This is a genomic window from Salmonella sp. SAL4457 (assembly GCF_046548235.1).
Classification (GTDB): domain Bacteria; phylum Pseudomonadota; class Gammaproteobacteria; order Enterobacterales; family Enterobacteriaceae; genus Salmonella; species Salmonella enterica.
In genome coordinates this window covers 1-242 of record NZ_JBGDZO010001191.1, presented here as the reverse complement: position 1 = coordinate 242, position 242 = coordinate 1, and the positions used below count along the sequence as shown (strand labels likewise).

At 63.6% G+C, this 242-nt stretch carries 1 pseudogene; it reads right to left on the bottom strand.

What is annotated here, in order from left to right:
- Positions 1–242, bottom strand: a pseudogene (fliP, locus tag ACLJNW_RS27955) (flagellar biosynthetic protein FliP); the annotation flags it as partial.

Below are 242 nucleotides of genomic sequence, written 5' to 3'. Positions count from 1 at the left end.
ATCATGCCCATCGCCATCAGCACGCTGGACACCACCAGGTCGATGATCAGGAACGGGATGAAGATCATGAAGCCGATCTGGAACGCCGTCTTCAGCTCGGACGTGACGAAGGCCGGGACCAGGATGGTCAGCGGCGTCGCCTCCGGGCTGCCGATGTCGGTGCGCTTGGACAGGCGGACGAACAGCTCCAGGTCGGAGGTGCGAGTCTGCGCCAGCATGAACGCCTTCAGCGGTACCTCGGC